The sequence below is a fragment of the Streptomyces sp. DF42 genome (genome assembly GCF_058267695.1).
The window spans coordinates 7,501,490-7,524,287 of record NZ_CM177859.1 but is presented as its reverse complement, the minus strand read 5'-3'; the positions used below and the strand labels follow the sequence as shown (position 1 = coordinate 7,524,287).

18 protein-coding genes and 1 pseudogene are annotated in these 22,798 nt (G+C 70.6%); 16 read left to right on the top strand and 3 right to left on the bottom strand.

Translation table 11 applies throughout. The annotated features are described in order from the left end of the window. Positions 1–410 precede the first annotated feature (410 nt). From ACYUED_RS34490 to ACYUED_RS34450, 9 genes are all read left to right on the top strand, one after another. Positions 411–1,424 (top strand): hydroxyacid dehydrogenase, encoded by a 1,014-nt coding sequence (locus ACYUED_RS34490; RefSeq protein WP_491288510.1) that lies wholly within the window; start codon positions 411–413, stop codon positions 1,422–1,424. Between the two features lie 498 nt (positions 1,425–1,922). Beyond that, positions 1,923–3,008, top strand: coding sequence for a LacI family DNA-binding transcriptional regulator (locus tag ACYUED_RS34485; RefSeq protein WP_491288509.1), 1,086 nt, complete (start codon positions 1,923–1,925; stop codon positions 3,006–3,008). Between the two features lie 396 nt (positions 3,009–3,404). Beyond that, the gene (locus ACYUED_RS34480) at positions 3,405–4,739 is read left to right on the top strand and encodes an ABC transporter substrate-binding protein (RefSeq protein ID WP_491288508.1); all 1,335 of its coding nucleotides are present in this window, start codon (positions 3,405–3,407) and stop codon (positions 4,737–4,739) included. Positions 4,740–4,758: 19 nt separating this feature from the next. Next, entirely contained in the window at positions 4,759–5,643 is an 885-nt protein-coding gene (locus ACYUED_RS34475; protein ID WP_491288507.1) for a carbohydrate ABC transporter permease, read from the top strand. Further along, positions 5,640–6,554 (top strand): carbohydrate ABC transporter permease, encoded by a 915-nt coding sequence (locus ACYUED_RS34470; RefSeq protein ID WP_491294562.1) that lies wholly within the window; start codon positions 5,640–5,642, stop codon positions 6,552–6,554. Before ACYUED_RS34475 ends, ACYUED_RS34470 begins: the two co-directional genes overlap by 4 nt. Beyond that, on the top strand, positions 6,551–8,140 hold the full coding sequence (locus ACYUED_RS34465) for a glycoside hydrolase family 43 protein (protein WP_491288506.1): 1,590 nt from the start codon (positions 6,551–6,553) through the stop codon (positions 8,138–8,140). The genes ACYUED_RS34470 and ACYUED_RS34465 overlap by 4 nt, the downstream gene beginning before the upstream one ends. Before the next feature lie 240 nt (positions 8,141–8,380). Next, the gene (locus ACYUED_RS34460; RefSeq protein ID WP_491288505.1) at positions 8,381–9,424 is read left to right on the top strand and encodes a LacI family DNA-binding transcriptional regulator; all 1,044 of its coding nucleotides are present in this window, start codon (positions 8,381–8,383) and stop codon (positions 9,422–9,424) included. 100 nt (positions 9,425–9,524) lie between these two features. Next, entirely contained in the window at positions 9,525–10,157 is a 633-nt protein-coding gene (locus ACYUED_RS34455; RefSeq protein ID WP_491288504.1) for a VOC family protein, read from the top strand. A 113-nt stretch (positions 10,158–10,270) separates the two neighbouring features. Next, positions 10,271–10,672 (top strand): VOC family protein, encoded by a 402-nt coding sequence (locus tag ACYUED_RS34450; protein ID WP_491288503.1) that lies wholly within the window; start codon positions 10,271–10,273, stop codon positions 10,670–10,672. On the opposite strand, the gene ACYUED_RS34445 is transcribed toward ACYUED_RS34450, so the two are convergent. The 3 genes and pseudogenes from ACYUED_RS34445 to ACYUED_RS34435 all read right to left on the bottom strand — a co-directional run bounded on the left by ACYUED_RS34445 (position 10,655) and on the right by ACYUED_RS34435 (position 13,187). Beyond that, a complete protein-coding gene (locus ACYUED_RS34445) occupies positions 10,655–11,341 on the bottom strand; it encodes a helix-turn-helix domain-containing protein (RefSeq protein ID WP_491288502.1) in 687 nt (228 codons plus the stop codon). The two genes, ACYUED_RS34450 and ACYUED_RS34445, sit on opposite strands and share 18 nt — an antisense overlap. Positions 11,342–11,351: 10 nt before the next feature. Beyond that, a pseudogene (locus ACYUED_RS34440) lies at positions 11,352–11,885 on the bottom strand (helix-turn-helix domain-containing protein); the annotation flags it as partial. Between the two features lie 162 nt (positions 11,886–12,047). Continuing rightward, positions 12,048–13,187, bottom strand: coding sequence for a YihY/virulence factor BrkB family protein (locus ACYUED_RS34435; protein ID WP_491288501.1), 1,140 nt, complete (start codon positions 13,185–13,187; stop codon positions 12,048–12,050). 127 nt (positions 13,188–13,314) lie between these two features. Between ACYUED_RS34435 and ACYUED_RS34430 the strand changes: the two genes are divergently transcribed. The 7 genes from ACYUED_RS34430 to sbnA all read left to right on the top strand — a co-directional run bounded on the left by ACYUED_RS34430 (position 13,315) and on the right by sbnA (position 22,737). Then, complete coding sequence (locus tag ACYUED_RS34430) at positions 13,315–13,491, top strand: hypothetical protein (protein WP_491288500.1); 177 nt, start codon at positions 13,315–13,317, stop codon at positions 13,489–13,491. Between the two features lie 303 nt (positions 13,492–13,794). Continuing rightward, positions 13,795–15,054, top strand: a complete 1,260-nt coding sequence (locus ACYUED_RS34425; protein ID WP_491288499.1) for a heparan-alpha-glucosaminide N-acetyltransferase domain-containing protein — start codon at positions 13,795–13,797, stop codon at positions 15,052–15,054. Between the two features lie 38 nt (positions 15,055–15,092). After that, positions 15,093–17,531, top strand: coding sequence for a Pls/PosA family non-ribosomal peptide synthetase (locus ACYUED_RS34420; protein WP_491288498.1), 2,439 nt, complete (start codon positions 15,093–15,095; stop codon positions 17,529–17,531). A gap of 33 nt (positions 17,532–17,564) precedes the next feature. Next, positions 17,565–19,655, top strand: a complete 2,091-nt coding sequence (locus ACYUED_RS34415) for a non-ribosomal peptide synthetase (RefSeq protein ID WP_491288497.1) — start codon at positions 17,565–17,567, stop codon at positions 19,653–19,655. A gap of 14 nt (positions 19,656–19,669) precedes the next feature. Continuing rightward, complete coding sequence (locus ACYUED_RS34410; RefSeq protein ID WP_491288496.1) at positions 19,670–20,677, top strand: TauD/TfdA family dioxygenase; 1,008 nt, start codon at positions 19,670–19,672, stop codon at positions 20,675–20,677. Next, positions 20,674–21,732 carry a 2,3-diaminopropionate biosynthesis protein SbnB gene (gene sbnB, locus ACYUED_RS34405; RefSeq protein ID WP_491288495.1) on the top strand — a complete coding sequence of 353 codons (1,059 nt, stop codon included), beginning with the start codon at positions 20,674–20,676 and terminating at the stop codon, positions 21,730–21,732. The genes ACYUED_RS34410 and sbnB overlap by 4 nt, the downstream gene beginning before the upstream one ends. 30 nt (positions 21,733–21,762) lie before the next feature. Further along, complete coding sequence (sbnA, locus tag ACYUED_RS34400) at positions 21,763–22,737, top strand: 2,3-diaminopropionate biosynthesis protein SbnA (protein ID WP_491288494.1); 975 nt, start codon at positions 21,763–21,765, stop codon at positions 22,735–22,737. Positions 22,738–22,798: the final 61 nt, after the last annotated feature.

The window sequence follows — 22,798 nt, the reverse complement described above, 5'->3', positions numbered from 1 at the left end:
TTGCTACGCGGCGCAGGGAGCGTCCGCCGGAGAGCGCGGCACGTCAAGAGGAATGGCGAGTTTTCGAAAACTGGTCGCACTGGACCCAGGAGGCCCAAGTGGCTCCGGTGCTGGTCAGGAGGGCAACCGGTTGTCAAGGTCGGATTCAGGGCGCGACCCCCACCGGGAAACCGCAGTAACCGATTTCGGCTCGGAACGGAACCACGGTCCGCCACCCTCATCGCGGGCCGTCCTCACGCCTCTCACTCCACGGATTGACCGCCGCTTCTCAACAGATCTACGGTAGAAGGCGCTTTCTGAAAATGTTTCCTGGCAGGTGCGTCACCCCTGTGCCACACCTGCGCCACACCCGTGTCGTCCACCAGCTGTCCACCAGTCATCCATCTGTCGTCCAGCGTGTCAGGAGAGCCATGCCCCACCCCCAGCCGCCGAGGGCCGTGTTCGCGATGGATCCGGTACACCTTCCGCTGCTCTTCCCTCCGCCGCTCATGGCCCGGCTGAGGCAGGCGTCCGACCTCGACCCCTCCTTCGTCGTACGGGACTTCGCCGATCCGGCGGCCGCTCAGACGCTCGCCCGGGCCGAGGTACTGATCACCGGGTGGGGCTGCCCCGCCCTCGACACCGGCGTCCTGGCGGCCGCACCCCGCCTGCGCACCGTCCTGCACGCCGCGGGCTCGGTCCGTTCACTGGTGGGCGAGGCCCTGTGGGAGCGTGGGATCACGGTCTCCAGCGCGGTGACGGGCAACGCCCTGCCGGTCGCGGAGTACACCCTCGCCATGATCCTGCTCGCCGGAAAGGACACCTTCGCCCACCGCGAGCGCTTCCGCGTCACCCACACCTACCCGACCGACGCCGAGACCGCGCACACGGGCAACGTCGGCCGCCGGATCGGTGTCATCGGTGCCTCACGTGTGGGCCGTCGGCTGCTCGAACTGCTCCGGCCGTTCGACTTCACGGTCCTGCTCCACGACCCCTACGTCGGCACCACCGAGGCGGCCGCCCTCGGAGCCGAACTCCTGCCGCTGGACGACCTGTTGCGGCACAGCGACATCGTGTCGCTACACGCGCCCGACATCCCCGAGACCTACCGCATGCTCGACGCCGGCCGACTCGCGCTGATCCGGGACGGCGGCGTTCTGATCAACACCTCGCGCGGCGCCCTGATCGACCCGGACGCGCTCACCGACGAGCTGGTGGCCGGCCGGCTGCACGCGATTCTCGACGTCACCGAACCCGAGCCGCTGCCCGCCGGTTCCCCGCTCTACCGCCTGCCGAACGTCATCCTCACCCCGCACATCGCGGGCTCACTCGGCAACGAGCTGGAACGCCTCGGCCGTATCGTCGTGGAGGAACTGGAACGCCTCGTCGCGGGCCTGCCTCCGGCCCACGAGGTACGGCACTCGGACCTGGCGCGTGTGGCATGAGGGCCGGCACCCGCAGCCCGGCCGCGACGCGGACACCGACGCCGGGCCCCCCGTCGACGGCCACCGGACGTCCCTGGACGTCGACGACAGCCGCCTGTCCCTCACCGGTCAAGGGCACCGCCCATCTCCCGCCGACGACGAGCGCCATCCATCCCTCGCCGTCGACAAGTGCCACTCGACCCCTCGCCGACGGGCGTCGTCCGGCCCGCGCTCAGGCATGCCCCCGTTCCCGGCCCCGCCGGACGGCCCCTGCCGTGCTCAGCCACCCCACCTCTCCCCCGCCCGGCCACACCACCCCCCACAGACGCAGCCCCTCCCCCCGGAGAAACAATGGGATACGGTTTCCGCACCGGCTGGGGGCGTGGCTTCTGGCCGACCGGCAAGGGGGCCGGTTCCGGTTCCCGGGTTGTTCGGCGAGAGGCATCGTCTCCGGCCGTAGGGCAAGCGACCGCACCCCCATTCGGCCGGTGGGGAATTCGTGAGGGTGAAGGAGCCGCGGTGAGTCAGCGCAAGGCGTCCGGGGACGCCGGACGGGCCACCATCCGCGACGTGGCGGAGCGTGCAGGGGTCTCCGTCGCGAGCGTGTCGCGCGTGCTGTCCGGCAACTACCCGGTGTCGGAGGACCTGCGCCGCCGGGTGATGAAGGTCGTGGGGGACCTGGACTACGTCACCAACGCCCACGCCCGCTCCCTCGCGGGCGGTGGTACACCGACGGTCGCCATCCTCATCAACAACATCACCGGCTCCGCGTTCGCCCACGTGGCCAAAGGAGTCGAAGGCGCGGCGACACTGCGCGGCTGGCTCTCCCTGGTCGGCACCACCGGCGACGACCCGGAACGGGAACTCGCGCTGGTCAACCTCATGCGCCAGCAGGGCGTGGCCGCGGTGGTACTGCTCGGCGGTGCCTACGACTACGACGAGTACCAGCTGCGGATGGCCCGCTTCGCCCGTTCCCTCGACGCGGCCGGCTCCCATCTCGTCCTGGTGGGCCGACCGCCCCTGGAGGGCGACGTCCCGGCCACGACGGTCGACTACGACAACGAGGGCGGCGCCTACGCGATGGCCAGCCATCTGCTGTCGGCCGGCCACCGCAGGGTCCTGGTGCTGCCGGGCCATGCCGAACTCACCACTGCGCAGGGCCGGTTGAGAGGCGCCGAGCGGGCCTTCGAGGCCTATGGCGTGCCCTTCGACTCGGGCATGGTGCGGCACGGTCCCTACGACGACGAGCACGGGTACAGCGCCGTCGAGGCGGCCCTGCACGAGACGCCGGACTTCACAGCGGTACTCGCGGGCACGGACGTGGTCGCCGCCGGCGCCATGCAGGCCCTGCGCGCGGCCGGACTGCGGGTGCCGGAGGACGTGTCGATCGTCGGCTACGACGACATCCCGCTCGCCTCCCAGCTCACACCCCAGCTGACCACCGTGCACGTGCCGTACGAGGAGATGGGCCGGGTGGCCCTGCGCGCGGTGGCCGACCGGCGCGAGGGCGGCTCGGGCCGCCGCAAGGGCAGCGACGGCGACCACCTCGTCCTGGGCACCCATGTCGTCGTCCGCAACTCCGTGCAGCCGCCGTCCAGACACTGAGGCACCGTCCAGACTCTGACGCACCGTCCGGACTCTGACGCACCATCCAGGCAACCGACGCACCTTCCAGTCACGCACGCACCTTCCAGGCAAGGCGCTCACGCACCGTCCAGGCGCCGCACGCACCGCAGAACATCACCGGGGAATGCGATCGTTTCGTAACCGGTTACCGTCTCCTACCAGCGGTTTTCCCCACCTGGCGCAATAAACTCCCGCACGCCTCTTGCTAGGTCGGGACCTGTCGGCCTACCTTCACGGCAACCGCTTTCTACAGCTTCCGCCTGGCTGACGCTCCCTCAACCGCGAGTGACTGGATTCCCGGCCGCCGTTCCCGGCCCGCACCGAGCCGCCGTCCACTCGTTCCCAGCCGCCCAACTTCCGAAGGAACACGGTCAGATGAACTTCACCAGCCCCCGGAGAAGGTTCGCCCACGCCGCTGTCGCGGGACTCGCGCTCACTGGTCTGCTCTCCGCCTGCGGCGGATCGGACTCCGGGGACGGCGCCAAGTCGTCGGGCCCGGTCACCCTCCCCTTCTGGGGCTGGGCCAACGGCCAGGATGCCGTCGTCAAGGCGTTCAACGCCTCGCACAAGGACGTCAAGCTCAAGTACACCAAGGTCACCGACCAGCTGACCATGCAGAAGCAGTTGACCAACGCGGTCAAGGCGGGCAACGCGCCCTGCCTGGTGCAGAACACAGCCGAGTACGTGACGAGCTGGGTCTCGCAGGGCGCGCTCGCCGACATCACGCAGTACGTGGGATCGAACAAGGACAAGTTCAACGCGGGCGCCTGGGCGAGCGCGCAGGTGCAGGGCAAGCTCTACGGTGTCCCGACCAGCTCCGCGCCCAACTTCACGATCTACCGCACCGACATCTTCGACAAGTACGGCATCAAACCCCCCAGCACCTGGGACGACGTCATCGCCGCGGGCAAGGTCCTGAAGAAGCACGGCATCAAGATCACCAACTACGCCGGCGAGGACCCGAGCACCCTGGAGGTGCTCGCCATGCAGGCCGGGGCGCACTGGTACGCGATCGACGGCAACTCCTGGAAGGTGGACTTCCAGGACGCGGGCACGCTGAAGGCCGCGAAGGTGATCCAGGAGATCATCGACAACGACCTGAACTCCAAGCTGTCCTTCGCCGACTACGCGGCCGTGCAGCGCAACTACGACGACGGCGGCACGGCGACCCGGCAGATCTCCACCTGGCAGATGGCCAGCATGGTGCAGAACTTCACCAAGTCCTTCGGCCAGTGGGCACTTTCGCCGTGGCCGATGTTCCAGGGCGAGGCGGCCAGGACGCCGGCCGGTACCAACCTGACCGGCAGCGTGACGCTGGTGACCAAGCAGTGCGAGAACCAGAAGCAGGCCGCCGAGGCAGCCCTGTGGATGTCCACCGACACCGGTGCGGTCAAGACGATGGCGAGCCCGACGACCGGCAACGGCGTGATGCCGGCGCTGGCCGACAGCAACGCGTACGTCGGTGCGGCGACCTCCGAAAAGCTGCTCGGCAAGAACTACGGGCCCGGCCAGAAGGTGGTCACCGACAGCCTGGACACCATCACCACGGACTGGACCTTCGGGCCGAACTGGACCGCGATGTTCACCGAGATGCAGGCGGGCTGGGCCAAGGTCGTCGACAAGCAGGAGAAGGTCACCGATCTGCTGGCGCACATGCAGGCGTGGACGGTCAAGGACCTGAAGTCCCGCGGCATCAGCGTCAAGGGCTAGAGGCTGAGGGCACCCACTGATGACTCGCTCACTGCGCTGGAAGGGTGCCGCCTTCACGGTGCCCTTCCAGCTCGGCTTCGTCTTCCTCTATCTGCTCCCCATCGGCTACGCGGTCTACCAGTCGCTGTACCGGGAGCAGCAGTCCGGCCTCGGGCTCGGCGGCTCGACGCAGACCTTCGCCGGGCTGGACAACTACCAACAGGGCCTGACCGACTCGGCATTCATGGGTTCCGTGCTGCGGGTGGTGCTGTTCGCCTGCGTGCAGATCCCCGTGATGCTGCTCGTCAGCCTCGTGCTGGCGCTGTTCCTGGACACGTTGACCTCGAAGGTCGCCGGCCGGTTCCGGCTCCTCCTGCTGGTGCCGTACATGATCCCCGGCGTGGTCGCCGCGATCGTGTGGATCAACCTGTACAGCCCGGACGTCGGTCCGCTGACCTCACTGGGCAGGGACCTCGGCCTCGGCTGGAACTTCTTCGCGCCGTCGATGGTGTGGCCGTCCATCGGCAACCTGCTCACCTGGCACGGCGTCGGCTACAACATGGTGATCATCTACTCGGCGCTGCAGGGCGTTCCGCGCGAGCTGTTCGAGGCCGCGCGGCTGGACGGCGCCTCCGAGCGCCGGATCGCGCTCAGCATCAAGGTCCCTTATGTGCGGGGGGCGTTGGTGCTCACCGGGATGCTCTCCATCATCCAGATGCTGCAGATCTTCAACGAGCCCGCGCTGTTCAGGAACATCACCCCGCAGACGGTCAGCGACAACTTCGCCCCTATCATGATCATCTACAACCAGGCGTTCAACGCCGGCAACTACCACTACGCCGCGACCCTTTCGGTCCTCCTCGCCCTCATCCTCGGCGTCGCCTCCTTCGTCTTCTACCGGCTGACTTCAAAGGAGGCGGACTGATGCTGACCAAGGACAACGGCACCAGGCAGGCACCCGCCACGGTGCGCCGTGTCAACCGCCCTGATCCCGCGGCCCGTTCGCGCGGCGGCCAGCGCTTCCTGCTCGTCGGCCTGACGCTGGCCTGCGTCTACAGCCTGTTCCCCGTGTGGTGGCTGATCACGGCCGCCACCAAGGACCGCGTCGGCCTGTACCAGAGCAACGGCCTGTGGTTCTCCGGCTGGCACCTGTGGCACAACATGCACCAGGTGTTCACCTACGAGCACGGCATCTTCCTGCGCTGGACGGCCAACTCGTTCCTGTACGCCGGTGTCGGCTCCCTCGGTGGCACGCTGCTCGCCCTCGCGACGGGCTACGGCCTCGCGCGCTTCGAGTTCCCGGGCCGCAACCTGGTGTTCGCGTGCGTGGTCGGCTCGTTCCTGGTCCCGATCGCCCTGCTCACCTTGCCGCTGTATCTGCTGTTCTCGAAGATCGGGATCGTCGACACCCCCTGGGCGATGCTGATCCCCTGTCTGATCAACCCGTTCAGCGTCTACCTCGCCAAGGTCTACACCGAGGCCACGATCCCGTACGAGCTGCTGGAGGCGGCCCGGATCGACGGCGCCGGTGAACTGCGCATCTTCTTCAGCATCGTGCTGCGGATGATGACGACGGGCGGTGCCACGGTGTTCCTGCTCGCCTTCGTCAACACCTGGAACGCCTTCTTCCTCCCCCTGACGGTGCTGCGAGGCGAGGAGAACTGGACCCTCAACCTGGGTCTGTACAACTGGTCCGGCAAACGCCTCGAATCCGGCGTCGACCTCACCGGCCTGGTGCTGACCGGCGCGCTGCTTTCCATCGTGCCGATGGCGATCATGATGGTGGCGATGCGGCGCTACTGGCGCACCGGCGTCACGCTGGGAGCCCTCAAGTGACCTTGCTGCACAACCCTGTTGTCCGTGGCTTCGCCCCCGACCCCTCGCTGGTCCTGGTCGGCGACTGGTACTACGTGGCGACCAGTTCCTTCGAGTGGTTCCCGACCGTCCCGATCCACCGTTCGCGGGATCTGGCCCACTGGGAGTACGCGGGCCATGTGCGCGGCGCCGTCCCCGGGGACTCGCTGGCCGGGGTGCCGGACTCGGGCGGCGTCTGGGCGCCGTCGCTGAGCTGGGACGGTGCACGGTTCTGGGTGGTGTACTCGGTCGTACGGTCGGTCGGGACACCGTATTTCGACACGGACACGTACATCAGTACGTCCGATGAGGTGAGCGGGACGTGGACGCCGCCGCGCCGGGTGGCGAGCCACGGCTTCGATCCCGCGCTCTTCCACCACGAGGGGCGGCTGTGGCTGCTCAATCTCCAGAACGACCACCGACCGGGCGGACGCCGGTTCGCCGGAATCGTCATGACCGAGCTGGACCGGGAGACGCTGAGCCCGGTCGGTGGCACCCACTTGCTGCTGCAGCACGAACGGCTCATCGAGGGGCCGAAGTTGCTGTGGCGGGAGGGCTGGTACCACCTGGTGCTGGCCGAGGGCGGCACCGGCTTCGAGCACGGGGTACGGGTCGCGCGCAGTCGTGAACTCACCGGCCCCTACGAGCTCGACGACCGGCCCCTGCTGACGTCGCGGGACGACCCGTCGCTGCCGTTGCAGAAGGCCGGGCACGGGGAGCTGGTGCAGACTCCGGGCGGGGACTGGGTGTTGAGCCACCTGACAGCCCGGCCGGTGCGGACGCCGGACGGCCCGCGCTGCACGTTGGGCCGGGAGACGGCGATCCAGGCGGTGGTGTGGGACGAGGGGGGCCGGCCGAGGTTGCGGCACGGGGGTGCGCATCCGGCGGTCGAGGTCGACGTACCCACTCGCCCCGAGCCGCTGCCTCTCCAACGCGCCGCGGCCGACGACCCGTTGGGCTGGCCGTGGAGCACCCTGCGCGCGGCCCCGGATCCGTCCTGGGCCGACGTCACGAGCCGTCCGGGCCGGATCCGGCTGCGCGGCCGGCACGGGCCCGAGTCGCGATGGGCGCACAGTCTGCTGGCCCAGCGGATCACCGAGCACCGGGCGGAGGCGGAGGTCACCGTCGAGGCACGACCCGGCACCTTCACCCAGGCCGCGGGTCTGGTGCTCCGGTACAACGCGGAGGCCTATCTGAGCCTGGACCTGACCTGGGCGGAGCCCGGGAGCGAAGGGCAGCACGGACAGCAGTGGCGGGGCGGCGGCCGTACGGTGCTCCGGCTCGTGGAGCGCGACGAGACGGACACGCGCACGGTGGCCGTCGTGGACGTCGACGCCCAGGTCCCGGTGACGCTGGGCGTAAGGGTCGACGGCGCCGAGGCGCGGTTCTGGTACGTGCGGGACGGGGTGCGTACGCCGGTCGGGGAGCCGTTGGACTTCGGCAAGCTCTCCGACGACCACGGGTCCAAGCTGCGTTTCACCGGGTCGATGGCCGGCATCCACGCGGTGGACCTGGTGGACGCGGCGTTCACGGCCGACTTCAGCGGCTTCCGCCTCGTGTGCTGGTAGCCGTCGCCTCCGGCACGGTCCGGTGCCCGCGTCCGCCGTAAGCCATTCGCCGTTCGCCCAACGCCCAGGGCCCACGTTCGAAGTTTCGAAAGCCTGAAACCGTGCAGACCTGCGAAGCCCGGCCTCTTCCCGAGGTGATCCGGTGAACCTAATCTAGGAAGCGATCTAGGAAGCGCTTACTGTTTCCGCCGCTGCTCGAAACTTTCATGGCCCTCGGGCGGGCCGGAGAGGTGGTTCCCGATGGTCCGCACGGGGAGTGCGAGCGTGCCCGCCGGGCCGACGCTGGCGGTCGTGGCCCGCGAGGCGGGAGTGTCCGTGCCGACCGCCTCCAAAGTGGTCAACGGCCGGGAGGACGTGGCACCGGAGACGCGCCGCCGCGTCACCGAGGCCCTGGACCGGCTCGGCTACGTGCGCAGGCCCCGGTTCGACGCGGCGAAGGTGCCGGGGCTGGTCGACCTGGTGGTGCACTCGCTGGAGAGTTCCTGGTCGGGGGCGGTGCTGCAGGGAGTGGAGGCGGCGGCGCACGACGTGGGTCTTGAGGTGGTCGTCTCGGCCGGGCTCACCCGCACCCGTGGCGGGCGCCCGGAGCGCGGCTGGCTGGACAAGCTCATCGCGCGCGGCTCGTCCGGGGTGCTGTTCAACCTGGCCGAGCTGTCGGTGTCGCAGTACGCCTGGCTGGACCAGCACCGCATCCCGTACGTCCTGATCGACCCGATCCTCGAACCGCCGCCGGGTGTGGTGTCGGTCGGCGCGGCGAACTGGCAGGGCGGGGTCACCGCGACCGAGCACCTGCTCTCCCTCGGTCACGAACGCATCGCCGTCATCGCCGGCCACCAGCGCAAGATGTGCAGCAGCGCCCGGGTCGCCGGGTACCGCTCGGCGCTGGCGTCGGCGGGAGTCCGCCACCGCCCGGAGTACGTCCGGCACGCCGGTTTCGACGAGACCCTCGCGCACCGCCGCACGCTCGACCTGCTCGATCTGAGCGAGCCGCCGACCGCTGTCTTCGTCTGCTCGGACCACATGGCGCTGGGCGTGTACCGGGCGCTGGCCGAGCGGGGCCTGCGGGTGCCGGACGACATCAGCGTGGTCGGCTTCGACGATCTGCCCGAGTCCCGCTGGATCTCCCCCGCCCTCACCACGATCCGCCAGCCGCTCGCGGAGATGGCGGCGTCGGCCCTGCATCTGCTGGTCCGCATGATGCAGGGGGACCGCCCGGAGAGCACGCGTACGGAGCTGTCGACGCGGCTGGTGGAACGGGCGAGCACGGGGCGCCGCGCGGGATGAACCGTCTGTCGTCCGCGGCACGGCTCGCCCGCCCATGCCGCGTGACGACTGCCGCACGGACGTTCCATGACGGTCCCGGGGGTGCGTAGCCTCGGCTGAGATGAACGCCATTCCCGCACACCTGGACCATCTCGTCCTCGCGACCCCCGAACTGGCCGCGACGGTCGCCGACTTCGCACGGCGTACCGGTGTGACGCCCGTGCCCGGCGGTGCGCATGTCGGATTCGGCACCCGCAACCACCTGGTGGCGCTGGGCGGTGCCGGCTATCTGGAGATCATCGGCCCCGACCCGGAGCAGTCCGAGCCGGACGGTCCGCGCCCCTTCGACGTCGACGGTCTGGTCTCTGCGCGGACCGTCACCTGGGCGATCAGCCCGCCCGACCTGGACGCGGCGGTCGCGGCCGCACGGGCCCGGGGGTACGACCCGGGCCCCGTACGCCCGATGAGCCGCCGCAGGCCGGACGGCACCCTGCTGGAGTGGCGGCTGACCGACGGGGACACCGCCCACCCCTCCGGTCTGGTCCCGTTCCTCATCGACTGGGGTTCCTCGGCCCATCCGACGGCGACGGACCTGCCCGTCACTCCCCTGCTCCGTCTCTCCGCCACCGCCCCGGACCCCGACGCGATACGCCCGCTGCTGTCCGCCGTCGGCGCCGAACTCGCCGTGGCGGAGGGGCCGGTGGGTCTGTCGTTCACGGTGGACACTCCTCGCGGGCCGGTGACCTTCGAGTGAGCAGGTGACCTTCGAGTTCGCCGTACCCGAAGGCCCTGAGCCGCGCCCGACTTCCCTGAGCCGTGTCCGATTCCTTCAAGACCGGCCGCCGGGGTGCCGCCTACGGTGACGGCATGACTCCGCAATTCGCCGTGATCGGCCTGGTCGCCTCCGACCTGGCCGCGTCTGTCGCCTTCTACCGCCGCCTCGGGCTCGTCTTCCCCGAGGGCTCCGAGGACCAGCCTCATGTCGAGGCCGAACTGCCCGGCGGGCTGACCCTGGCCCTGGACACCGAGGCCACCGTCCGCTCCTTCCACCCCGCATGGCAGCCGCCGGCCGGGGGCGGCCGGACCGCGCTCGCCTTCAGGTGCGAGACGCCCGCCGCGGTCGACGCCGTCTACGAGGACCTCGTGGGCGCCGGATACCACGGCGAGCTCAAGCCGTGGGACGCCTTCTGGGGCATGCGGTACGCCGTCGTGCACGACCCGGACGGCAACGGCGTCGACCTCTTCGCGCAGCTACCCTCGGCCGAGTAGCTGCCCGAGCGGTATGCCCGCCAACTGCCGGACGTCCCGCGCCAGATGGGCCTGGTCGGCGAACCCGGCCCGGGCCGCCGTCTCGGCGTACGGCACGCCCTGCCTGACCAGCCCCAGCGCCCGCTGCAGCCGCAGCACTCGGGCCAGCGTCTTGGGGCCGTAGCCGAAGGCGGTCAGGGAGCGGCGGTGCAACTGCCGGGCGCCGAGGCCGAGTTCGTCGGCGGTGGCCGCGACCGGGCGGCCCTCGTCGAGGGCTGTCACGAGGTGCCGTAGTCGCGGGTCGGGGGGCGCTGTGTCCGCGGCCAGCCGCAGCGCCAGCTCCTCCAGTCCGCTCGCCGGTTCGGCGGCCGAGTCGACCCGCGCGGCGAACCGGCGGACCTCAGCGGCCGGCCGGAGTTCGGCCAGCTCGACCCGCCGGTCGCGCAGTTCGTGCGCGGGCACTCCGAGGAGGGCGGGCGCGGTGCCGGGATACAAACGAACGCCCGCCCACACGCCCGGGGCGCCCTCGGTGACGAACGCACGCGTGTCGGGCCCGGCGACGAGCAGCCGGCCGTCGTGCCAGAGCAGGTCCATGCACCCGTCGGGCAGCACCCGCCCGGCACCGGCCTGGGACGGGGTGTTGGTCCACACGACGGCCCCGGCCAGCCGGGACGCCCGCTCCCTGTACACGTACGAAAGGCTACGCCGCGCGCGTGCGGTGCTCCTGCGGGCTGACCCCGTACACCCTTTTGAAGGCGCTGGACAGGGCGAACGCGCTGCCGTGGCCGACCTGGCGGGCGATCGCCTCCAGGGTGTCGCCGGTGTCGCGCAGACGGTCGGCGGCCAGGGCGAGACGCCAGCCCGTCAGGTACGTCATCGGCGGCTCCCCCACCAGTTCGGTGAAGCGGCGGGCGAGGGCCGCACGGGACACCCCGGCCTTGGTGGCGGGGGAGGCCACCGTCCAGGGATGCGCGGGGTCGTCCTGGAGCAGGCGCAGCACGCGGCCCACGACCGGGTCCGCCGGCGCCCGGTACCACGCGGGTGCCTCTGCCTCGGGGCGGGAGAACCAGGCCCGCAGCGCGGCGATGACCAGCAGGTCGAGGAGTCGGTCGAGGACCACCTCCTGGCCCGGTTCGTCCCGCACCATCTCGTCCATGGGGAACGGGGTGAGCGGGCTGTCCCACACCTCGGAGGTCAGGGTCAGCAGCGGCGGCAGCGCGTCCAGCAGGCGACCCGGAGCCGGGTGGCGCGGGCGGCGGGGCTCACGGTGCGGGCCGCGTCCCGTGCCCGGGGCTTCGGCACTCCGGCCGGGGCAACCCCCAGAGCACGCACCGGACCCCGCTCCTTGACGGGCAGACGTCGCCTGCCGGGGCACCGGCCAGGTGTATTGCCCGCTTCAGGAGTCCTCGGGCTTGTGCGGGGGGTGGGTGCTCTTCACATGGGTGCGCAGCCGGGACGTCACGTCCTCCGGCGGCAGGAAGCGGGACCAGCGCTCCGGGAACTCGGAGGGCATGTCGGGGTCGTCGGGGTCGTCGGGCTCGTGGCCGGCGGCGGCGCGGGCCACGTGCTCGGCCAGCTGCACCTCGCGCAGCCGCTCGTTCGCGGCGCGGGCCGCGGCGGTCGCGGCGGCCGGCCAGACCCGGTCGATCGCGGCGTTGACCGCGGCCCCGACGAGGACGGCGAACGCGGACACACCGATCCACAGCAGCACGGCGACGGGCGCGGCCAGTGAGCCGTAGATGGTCGGGCCCTCGACCGTGCTGGTCAGGTAGATGCGCAGCAGGAAGCTTCCGAGCACCCACATCCCCAGAGCGACCAGGGCGCCGGGCACGTCCTCGATCCACGGGGAGCGGACGGGGACGGAGACGTGGTACAGCGTGGTCAGGAAGACGATCGACAGGACGATGACGACCGGCCAGTAGAGGACCTGTACGACGGTCGTCGACCACGGCACCACGTTCACCACGGCGTCCGGCCCGGCCACCATCAGCGGCAGCGCGATCGAGCCGATCAGCAGCGCCACGATGAACAGCACGAAGGACACCAGGCGGGTCTTCACGATGCCCCGGACGCCGTCGAGGCCGTACATCACCGTGATGGTGTCGATGAAGACGTTCACGGCGCGGGAGCCCGACCACAGGGCGAACAGGAAGCCGATGGAGATGACGTCGGGCCGGCCGCCCTTCATCACGTCGTGCAGGATCGGCTGGGCGATCTCCGAGACTCCCTTGTCGGACAGGACGGTCCGGGACGCCTCCAGGAGGTTGTTCTCCAGGCTGGCGATGGTGTCGGCGCCGGTCCAGTCGTCGACGTAGCCGAGCAGGCCGATCATGCTGAGCAGCAGCGGCGGCACGGACAGCAGGGTGAAGAACGCCGCCTCGGCCGCGAGGCCCAGGATGCGGTACTCCATGCACGAGTTGACGGTGTCCTTGAGCAGCAGCCAGGCGGTCCTGCGCTTGGAGACGTTCCGGTAGAGGGCACGCGCCCGGTGGAGACGCCCGGACGGGCTCTGCGAGGGTTCACTTGCTGGCTGCACGACCTAAAGGTATCCGCCGGGACCGGGTGCACTCATCCCCCCGCTCCCTAGCCCCTCGAAGCTCCGGAGCGGAAACCGAGCGGCAACAGACCAGTAACCATCGATGATTCCCACCCATTTTCCTGTCATGTCCGCGTTGGTCGGAATGTTCTGCAGCACGACCGGAGCCGGCGCCTGCGCCGGCACCACCGGTTCGGCGATTTCCCCGGTCATGCACATGAACGCCCTTTCAGCAGGCGTGATCAATGAAATCCGGAGCGGCTGGAACGCGCCAATGGCCGAAACGCCCTTGAACCGTTCATGAAGTCTCCGAAAGAATTCGCATTGCATTCGTTGTGCATGCTGAGAACGACTCGGAAGCACACGGCACGGGGGACATCGAGGGCCCGGGGGAAGGCCCGATCCAGCCGCGTTACCCGTGATCCGCAGGGGATCCATGCGGATCGCGCCGTGCTGCTCTGCGCCAATTCCACGCGGCCACTTCACCCACTTCAGCCACTTCAGCCACATTCCCAACTCGCGCTGACTCGCGTACCAATTCCATGGGATTCCGCCCCGCCATGAACAGCCGACTTACTTCCAGCGTATTTCTCTCGAGGGATTTTTCATGCCAGCTCCGCACCCGTTGACGCACACGCCGTCACAGGCCCACCGAGGCGGCGCGGGCCGGTCTGCGCCGCGCATCGCGGGGGTGGACGCGGCCCGCGGGCTGGCGCTGATCGGGATGTTCTCCGTGCATGTGTACGGCGCCTTCGCGGCGGACGGCTCGCCGACCCCGGCGTGGATGTTCGCGGGAGGCCGGTCGGCGGCGACCTTCGCACTGATGGCGGGGGTGGGGCTGGCGTTCACGACGGGTGGGCGGCGCCCGGCCGTCGGGCGCGGCGCCTACGTGGCGGTCGCCACCCGGGCGCTGCTCATCGGGCTCGCGGGGCTGCTGCTCGGCTACGCCTCGCGCGCCGCCGACCTGGACGTGGACGTGATCCTGACGTTCTACGCCCTGCTGTTCCTGTGCGCCCTCCCCCTGCTGCGCCTGCACCCGCGCACCCTCACAGGCCTCTCGCTGACGCTCGCCGTCGTGGGTCCCGTCGTCCTGCACCTGGTGCGCGGCGCGCTGCCCGCGCCGGCCTTCGACGGCGACCCGACGCTCACCGACATGGTCACCGACCCGCTCGGACTGCTCGGCGACCTGCTCGTGCACGGCAACTACCCGGTGCTGGCGTGGACGGCCTACCTGTGTGCCGGTCTCGCCGTCGGACGCCTGGACCTGACGTCGAAGCGGGTCGCGACCCGGCTGCTGACGGGCGGGCTCGCGCTGGCGGCGGGCGCCTGGCTCGCCGCCACGCTCGTGCTGCAGTGGTTCGGCGGGCTGTGGCACCTGTGGCGGGCCGAGTTCTCGGACACGCCCTGGCGCGAGGCCCGCAGCGAGGTCCTGTGGGACACCTCCGACGGTTCGACCTGGTGGTCTCTGATCTCCCGCGCACCCCACTCCACCTCGCCCTTCGACATGCTGCAGACCCTGGGCTCGGCGGCCGCCCTGCTCGGCGCGGCCCTGCTGCTGACCAGGCTCCCGCTCGCCCGGAAGACGCTCGCACCCCTCTCGGCCGCGGGCAGCATGCCGCTCACCCTCTACTGCGCGCACGTCCTGTTCCTCGCGACGGGCGCCCTGAGCGATGCCCCCGACCTGCTCTACGCCCTGCAGGTGGCCGGCGCGCTGCTCTTCGCCGTCGTCTGGCGCCGGGCGGTGGGCCGGGGACCGCTGGAGACCGTGGTCGCGGCCGGGGCCCGGCACGCGCGCCGGGCGGCCGAATGCCACGAGCCCGTAACTGCCCGGCCGCCGACGGAACCGGGCGACACGAAAAACCCGTAAACGTGTAAAACCTGCAAAAACCGTAAGGAGTGGCCGTGGTGGGAAAAATCGACACCGTCACCGAAAACGTCCTCGCCGAGGTGCTGGCCGGTGTCGTACGCAAGGAGCACATACCCGTCGACAGCCACTTCTTCGACGATCTCGGCGCCAACTCCCTGGTCATGGCGCACTTCTGCGCCCGGGTCAGGAAGCACTCGGACCTGCCGTCGGTGTCGATGAAGGACGTCTACGGCAACCCGACGATCCGCAGCCTGGCGGCGGCCCTCGACACGGCCCCGGCCCCGGCCCCCGCGCCGGTGCGGGTCGAACCGCCCGCCCCGCCCGGCAGCACCCCGCGCCATCTCCTGTGCGGAACGCTCCAGTTCCTGGCCTTCGCCGTCTACTGCGTGCTCGCCGGGATCGTCATGGGCCGTGGCTACGAGTGGATCTCCGCCGTGAACGGGGTCGTCGACATCTATCTGCGGTCGCTGGTCTTCGGCGCCGCGGTGTTCGCGGGCGCCTGCGTTGTCCCGGTCGTCGCCAAGTGGCTGCTGGTCGGCCGCTGGAAGGAGACCGAGTTCCCGGTCTGGAGCCTTGCCTACGTCCGCTTCTGGACCGTCAAGGCGCTGCTGCACGCCAGCCCGCTGATCCTGTTCACCGGCAGCCCGCTGTACGTGCTGTACCTGCGGGCTCTCGGCGCACGGATCGGCAAGGGCGTCACGATCCTGTCCCACTCGGTGCCGGCCTGCCCGGACCTGCTGACGGTCGGTGCGGGCACGGTGATCCGCAAGGACTCCTTCGTCCTGTGCTACCAGGCGCGGGCAGGCCGCATCCGGACGGGCCGTGTGACGCTCGGCCGGGACGCGTACGTCGGTGAGAAGTCCGTCGTCGACATCGGTACGACGATGGGTGACGGCGCCCAGCTCGGCCACTCCTCCGCCCTGTACGACGGCGCGTCGGTCCCGGCGGGCGAGCGCTGGCACGGCTCCCCCGCCCAGCGCACGGACGTCGACTACGTCCGCGTGCCCCCGGCCCGCACCTCCACCCTGCGCCGGGCCCTGTACGGTCTCGGCGGACTGCTGCAGATGCTGGTCGTCTACGTCCCCGTCACGGTCGGCGGAACCTACCTGCTGCTGACGGTGGTTCCCGCCCTCGACGTCCTGCTCGACCCGACCTCCCAGGACCTGGACTCGGCCGCGTTCTACGGCGAGGCGCTGGGCTTCTCCCTGGCCGCCTACGTCGGCTTCCTGATCCTCGGCTTCGCCGCCGTGTCCCTGCTGCCGCGCCTGCTGAGCCCGCTGCTGCGCCCGGACCGGGTGTACCCGCTGCACGGCTTCCACTACTCGGTGCAGCGCGCGATCGCCCGCATGACCAACATCAAGTTCTTCAAGTGGCTGTGCGGCGACAGCTCGTACATCGTCCACTACCTGAAGTCCATCGGCTACGACCTCTCACACGTCGAGCAGACCGGCTCCAACTTCGGCACGGAGGTCCAGCACGAGACGCCGTACCTGGTCACCGTGGGCGGCGGCACGATGGTCGCCGACGGGCTGTCGATCGTGAACGCCGACTTCTCCGGTACGTCCTTCCGCGTCTCGCGCGCGACGATCGGCCCGCACAACTTCCTCGGCAACAACATCGCCTACCCCAGCGGCGGCCGCACCGGCGACAACTGCCTGCTGGCGACCAAGGTGATGGTCCCGCTGGACGGCGAAATCCGCGAGGGCGTAGGCCTGCTGGGCTCGCCCGCCTTCGAGATCCCGCGCTCGGTGGAGCGCGACAGCCGCTTCGACCACCTTCGCGAGGGCGACGAACTGCACCGCCGCCTGGCCGCGAAGAACCGCTACAACCTCCGCTCGATGGGGCTGTTCCTGTTCCTGCGCTGGCTGCACTGGTTCGCGCTCAGCGTGATCGGCTTCGCCGCCTTCGACCTGTACGGCGCCCACGGCACCGTCGGCGGTCTCCTGATCGGCGCGTCCCTGATCGTGGGCCTCGTGTTCAGCACCGGCTACTACGTGCTGGTGGAGCGGCTGATCACCCGCTTCCGGCCGCTGCAGCCGCGGCTGGTCTCGATCTACGACCCGCACTTCTGGTGGGTGGAGCGCCTGTGGAAGGTGCCCGACAACCACCTCGTGGTGTTCAACGGGACGCCGTTCAAGAGCTTCGTATGGCGTCTCCTGGGCGTCCGGATGGGCCGTCGGGTCTTCGACGACGGCTGCTACATCACCGACCGCACGCTGGCCTCGATCGGCGACGACTGCACGCTCGCCGCGCACACCAAGGTGCAGGCCCACTCGCAGGAGGACGGCACCTTCAAGTCCGACCACATCACGATCGGCGCCGGCTGCACGCTCGGCACCGGAGCACTCGTGCACTACGGCGTGTCGATGGGCGACGGCGCCGTCCTCGCGCCCGACTCCTTCCTGATGAAGGGCGAGGAGATGCCACCGCGTTCCCACTGGGGCGGGAACCCGGCGGTCGCGCCGCGGCACGGATGACACGAACAGACAGGAAAACAGGGGGAACGAACGATGGAAACAATCCCGCGATGGACTCTCGACCCGCATCCGGGCGTCGCGGAGTACGAAGTCCCGCTGCCGGAGGGCCTGTCGGGCACGCCGTCCGCGCTGGCGGCCGCACATCTCAGGGTGCTCGCCGCGCTGTCCGGGGAACAGGTGACCGAGGGGCCCGACGACGGCGCCCTGCACGTCGCCCTCACGGACCGCACGCTGCGGCTGCGCTACCGCACCGACGTCCTGGACGCCGCGGCCGCCGCCCGCATCGCCGGCTACCACCTCGCCGCGCTCGCCGACCCCGAGCGGCCGAGCCTGCTGTCCGAGGAGGAACTCCGGTTCCAGCTGGACGAGTTGGCGGGCCCTGAGCGGGAACTGCCGGACCGGCGGGTGCACGAGCTGTTCGAGCAACGGGTGAGCCTCCACCCGGACGCGGTGGCCGCCGTCCAGGACGACCGGCAGTGGACGTACCGGGAGCTCAACTCCCGCGCCAACCGCATCGGCCGGGCACTGCTCGCCCGCGGGCTGCGACGCGAGGACGTCGTCGCGGTGGTCATGGAGCGGAACCTGGACTGGCTGGCGTCCGTGCTCGCCGTCCTCAAGGCGGGCGGCGTGTATCTGCCGGTCGAGCCGCACTTCCCGGCGGACCGCATCGCGACCACCCTCGCCCGCGCCGGCTGCGGCCTCGTCCTCACCGAGCACGGCAGTGCCGGCCACCTCGACGAGAGCGCCCGCACCCTGTTCGTGGACGCCGCCTACGCCGAGGACCACTTGGACGACGACCTCGACGTGCCCGTCACCGCGGACCAACTCGCCTACATCTACTTCACCTCCGGCTCCACCGGCGAGCCCAAGGGCGCGATGTGCGAGCACGCGGGCTTCGTCAACCACGTCCTCGCCAAGATCGGCGACCTGGGCATCGGCGCCGGGCGGACGGTCGCGCAGACCGCTCCGCAGTGCTTCGACATCTCCCTGTGGCAGCTGGTCTGCGCGCTCCTCGTCGGCGGACGGACGCTGCTGGTCGGGCAGGAGACGATCCTGGACGTGCCGCGGTTCGTCGACACGATCGTGCGGGGCCGGGTGAACGTGCTGCAGATCGTGCCGTCGTATCTGGAGGCCGTGCTCGCCGAGTTGGAGCAGCGCCCGCGCGAACTGCCCGACCTGCGCTGTGTGTCGGTCACCGGGGAGGCGGTCAGGAAGGAGCTGGTGCAGCGCTGGTTCGACGCCATGCCCGGCATCCGGCTCGTCAACGCGTACGGCCTGACGGAGACGTCCGACGACACCAACCACGAGGTCATGGTGCGGGTGCCGGACCAGGAGCGGGTGCCGCTCGGGCCGCCCATCGCGAATGTGCGGGTGTACGTCGTCGACGAGGCCCTGACGCCCGTACCCCTGGGGGCGCCCGGCGAGATCGTCTTCTCCGGGGTGTGTGTCGGACGGGGGTACGTCAACGACCCCGAGCGCACGGAGGCGGCCTTCGTCGCCGACCCGCACCGGCCCGGCGAGCGCCTGTACCGCAGCGGTGACCACGGGCGCTGGCTGCCCGACGGGAAGCTGGAGTTCCTCGGCCGCCGGGACAGCCAGGTGAAGATCCGCGGCTTCCGCGTGGAGATCGGCGAGATCGAGAACGCGCTGCTGCGGGTGCCCGGCGTGCGGGACGGCGCCGTGGTCGTCGTACGGGGTGCGCAGCTGGTGGCGTTCTGCACCGGTGCCGAGCCGGTGGGCGCCGACGAGGTGCGCAACAAGCTGGCCGCCTCGCTGCCGCCGTACATGGTTCCCGCGCTCGTGCTCTGGCGGGAGCGGCTGCCGCTGACCGCCAACGGCAAGACCGACCGCAAGACGCTGACCGCGCTCGCGGAGGAGCTCGACTCCGACGGCTCCGGTGCGCCGGACACGCCCGCCGAGCGGCGGATGGCCGCCGCCTGGGCCGAGGTGCTCGGCATCCCGGCCGGCCGGATCGGCCGCCTGGACCACTTCTTCGACCGCGGCGGCACCTCGCTGTCCGCCGTGCGGCTCGCGATCGCCCTGAACCGGGCGATCACCCTCAAGGACGTCACCCGCCACCCTGTTCTCGCCGATCTGGCGGGGCTGCTCGACCAGCGCCACTGAAAGGAACCTGTGCAATGACGCACGCGTCCCCGACCTTCCTGCCCGACATCGAACAGTCTCCGGGCCGCCCGCCGCTGCTGCAGGCCACGTCCGAAGGTGACCCGGCGAGTTGGGTCGCCGAGCACCGAGGCGAGCTGCGTGCCGCGGTCGCCGAGCACGGCAGCCTCCTGGTCCGTGGACTGGGACTCGACGAGCCCACCGCCGCGGAGGCCGTGTTCCGCCACCTCGCGGGCGGCCGCCTGATGGCCGACCGGGAGCCCTTCGCACCCCGCCGCTCCTACGCCGAGGGCGTGTACTCCTCCTCCAAGTGGCCGAACAACCAGCAGATGTGCATGCACCACGAGCTGAGCTACGCCCTTCAGTTCCCGGGCCTGCTGCTCTTCGCCTGCCTGGTGGCACCGGAGGCGGGCGGCGCGACCGCGGTCGCCGACGGGCCGACGGTCCTCGACGCGCTGCCCGCGGAGCTGGTCGAGCGGTTCGAGCGGGAGGGCTGGCTGCTGACCCGGACGTACAACGACGAGATCGGGGCGTCGGTCGCCGAGGCCTTCGGCACCGACGACCGGACCGCCGTGGAGCGCTACTGCCGGGCGAACGCCATCGAGTTCGCCTGGCAGGACGACGGCTCGCTGCGCACCCTGCAGCACCGCAGCGCCGTCCTGCGCCACCCGGAAAGCGGCCGGCGCTGCTGGTTCAACCAGATCGCCTTCCTCAACGAGTGGACGATGGACCCGGAGGTGCGCGAGTACCTGGTGGACGTCTACGGATCCGACGGCCTGCCCTTCAACACCCGCTTCGGGGGCGGCGATCCGCTCGACGAGGACGTCGTACGGGCGATCAACGAGGTCTACGAGGCCCACACCCTGCGCGAGCCGTGGCACTCGGGTGACCTGCTGCTCGTCGACAACCTCCGCACCTCGCACAGCAGGGAGCCCTTCGACGGGCCGCGCGAGGTGCTGGCCGCGCTCGGCGACCCGGTCCGGCTGACGGACTGCGCGCCGACCATCGAAGTGAGGACCGCATGACCACCACCGACAGTGCCGCCGCCCAGAGCGCCCTGGGCGCACCGCCGTTCGCCGTGATCTCCGGCGAGCAGGTGCAGCAGGTGCTGCACGGCCGGGAGCCGGAGATCGCCGAGCTGGTGGAGGCCGTGTACCGGCTGCACGGGGCGGGCGACTCGGTGAATCCGCCGTCGTACTTCCTGCGCTTCCCGGACCGTCCTTCATCGAGGATCATCGCGCTGCCCGCCTCGCTCGGCGGGGCGCTGCGGGTGGACGGACTGAAGTGGATCTCCAGTTTCCCGGAGAACACCAGGTCCGGACTCCCGCGAGCATCGGCGGTCCTGATCCTCAACGACCCGGACACGGGCTATCCGTTCGCGTGCCTGGAGAGCTCGGTCATCAGCGCCGCGCGCACGGCGTCCTCGGCGGCACTGGCCGCCGACCGGCTGAGCCGGACCCGCGGGCGCCCGGCGCGGGTCGGCTTCATCGGCACCGGCCTGATCGCCCGCTACATCCACACCCATCTCGCCGCCACGGGCTGGGAGTTCGAGGAGACGGGGGTGCACGACCTGTCGCCCGACAGCGCGGCCGGGTTCCGCGGCTACCTGGAACGCTCCGGCGCCAAGGGACACGTCACGCTGCACGGCGACACCGAATCCCTGATCCGCTCCAGCGACCTGCTGGTCTTCGCCACGGTCGCCTCCGCACCGCACGTCCACGACCCGTCGTGGTTCGCGCACCACCCACTCGTACTGCATGTGTCGCTGCGCGACCTGGACCCGGGGATCCTGCTCGCGTCGGCCAACTACGTCGACGACGTCGAGCACTGCCTGAAGGCGGAGACCTCGCCGCACCTGGCCGAACAGCTCACGGGGAGCCGGGAGTTCCTCGACGGCACACTGAACGACGTACTGACCGGGCGGGCGACCGTTCCGGGTGACCGGACGGTGGTGTTCTCGCCGTTCGGACTGGGGGTGCTCGACCTCGCGGTCGGCAAGTTCGTCCACGACGAAGTGGCCCGCAGGGGCGGGCTGCACGTCGTCGACGGGTTCTTCCACGAGCTGCGCCGGCACGGCTGACCGGCCCGTGGCGCATGAGAAGGGGGCATCATGCCCGTCATTTCTGATCCGGTTCAGTTCAACGAGCAGGAGCTCTACGTCGACCTTCGGGCGGCACTGGGGCTACCTCTGTACCTGAAGTGCGAGGGCTTCAACTTCGCCGGCTCGATCAAGCTCAAGGCGGCGACCGAGATGGTCAACGCGGCCGAGCGCGAGGGTCTGCTGCGGCCGGGCTCGGTCCTGGTCGAGTCCTCGTCCGGGAACCTGGGCGTGGCACTGAGCGTGATCGCGGCGAGCCGCGGCTACCGGTTCCTGTGCGTGACCGACGCACGCTGCAACCGGCCGACGATCCGCCTGATGGAGTCGCTCGGCACCCACGTCCACGTCATCGAGGAACCGGACCCGCGCGGCGGCTTCCTCGGCGCGCGGATGGCGTACGTGAACGCGCTGTGCGCGTCGGACGACCGATACGTGTGGCTCAACCAATACCAGAACCAGGGCAACTGGAGGGCACACTTCCGGACCACCGCCCCGGAGATCGCCCGCCGCTTCCCGAACCTGGACGTCCTGTTCGTCGGGGCCGGCACGACCGGGACCCTGATGGGCTGCGCCCGCTGGTTCTGGCAGTGGCGGCGCCGGGTGCTCATCGTCGCCATCGACACCGTCGGCTCGGTGAGCTTCGGCGGGGCGCCGGGGCGCCGGATGGTCCCGGGGCTCGGCATGAGCGTGCCGCCGGCGCTCCTGGACGAGTCGTACGTGGACCACCTGGTCCGCGTCGAGGAGACCGACGCCATCCTCGCCTGCCGCCGGCTGGCCGCCCGGGGCTTCATGTTCGGCGGCTCGACGGGGACGGTGATCAGCGGCGCCGGGCAGTGGCTGGCCGAACACGGCCGGCAGGGCCTCACCTCGGTGGCCATCGCCCCGGACCTCGGCGAACGCTATCTGGACACCGTCTACCGCGAGGGCTGGCCGGCCGACGCGATCGAGGCGGAGGTGGCGCCGGCTGCCGTGGCCCGCCTGGCCTGACACCCGCCAGGGGGCTCGGCCCCCTGGACCGTCCCGGCAGGTGTGCCGTGTCCAAGGTGTG

Bases quoted from the DNA above. Each gene is read 5' to 3' on its own strand.
- ACYUED_RS34455 (WP_491288504.1), top strand. From the start codon at position 9,525: ATGAACGCCATTCCCGCACACCTGGACCATCTCGTCCTCGCGACCCCC.
- ACYUED_RS34460 (WP_491288505.1), top strand. From the start codon at position 8,381: ATGGTCCGCACGGGGAGTGCGAGCGTGCCCGCCGGGCCGACGCTGGCG.
- ACYUED_RS34480 (WP_491288508.1), top strand. From the start codon at position 3,405: ATGAACTTCACCAGCCCCCGGAGAAGGTTCGCCCACGCCGCTGTCGCG.
- ACYUED_RS34415 (WP_491288497.1), top strand. From the start codon at position 17,565: ATGGAAACAATCCCGCGATGGACTCTCGACCCGCATCCGGGCGTCGCG.
- ACYUED_RS34430 (WP_491288500.1), top strand. From the start codon at position 13,315: ATGTCCGCGTTGGTCGGAATGTTCTGCAGCACGACCGGAGCCGGCGCC.
- ACYUED_RS34410 (WP_491288496.1), top strand. From the start codon at position 19,670: ATGACGCACGCGTCCCCGACCTTCCTGCCCGACATCGAACAGTCTCCG.
- sbnB (WP_491288495.1), top strand. From the start codon at position 20,674: ATGACCACCACCGACAGTGCCGCCGCCCAGAGCGCCCTGGGCGCACCG.
- ACYUED_RS34490 (WP_491288510.1), top strand. From the start codon at position 411: ATGCCCCACCCCCAGCCGCCGAGGGCCGTGTTCGCGATGGATCCGGTA.
- ACYUED_RS34425 (WP_491288499.1), top strand. From the start codon at position 13,795: ATGCCAGCTCCGCACCCGTTGACGCACACGCCGTCACAGGCCCACCGA.
- ACYUED_RS34450 (WP_491288503.1), top strand. From the start codon at position 10,271: ATGACTCCGCAATTCGCCGTGATCGGCCTGGTCGCCTCCGACCTGGCC.
- ACYUED_RS34475 (WP_491288507.1), top strand. From the start codon at position 4,759: ATGACTCGCTCACTGCGCTGGAAGGGTGCCGCCTTCACGGTGCCCTTC.
- sbnA (WP_491288494.1), top strand. From the start codon at position 21,763: ATGCCCGTCATTTCTGATCCGGTTCAGTTCAACGAGCAGGAGCTCTAC.